This window comes from Psychrobacter sp. TB20-MNA-CIBAN-0197, assembly GCF_040309765.1.
Taxonomy (GTDB): Bacteria; Pseudomonadota; Gammaproteobacteria; order Pseudomonadales; family Moraxellaceae; genus Psychrobacter; species Psychrobacter submarinus.
The window spans coordinates 1-232 of the sequence record NZ_JBEOPC010001470.1 but is presented as its reverse complement, the minus strand read 5'-3'; the positions used below and the strand labels follow the sequence as shown (position 1 = coordinate 232).

Sequence of the window (232 nt, the reverse complement as noted above, 5' to 3'; positions counted from 1 at the left end):
CGCTAAGTTTATTCACTAATAATTGTGATTGCTTAATATGGCTTATATGCCAAAGCTCAGGTGCTACGCCACCTAAATCATGCTGGTAAGGGCGATAAAAACCAAATTTAACTAAGTTAGTATCAAGCCAATTACTTAAAGGTGCAAACGGCCCACCTTGCAGGTATTCATCAGGTGTTAGCTGTAGCTTATAATCATCACTGACCGCAGCTTTATCAAACACATCTAAGTC

General features: G+C 39.2%; 1 protein-coding gene. It reads right to left on the bottom strand.

Translation table 11 applies throughout. The features are described 5' to 3' along the window. A partial coding sequence (locus tag AAEY83_RS18845) for a M15 family metallopeptidase domain-containing protein (RefSeq protein WP_351061767.1) occupies nucleotides 1–232 on the bottom strand: 232 nt, incomplete at both ends.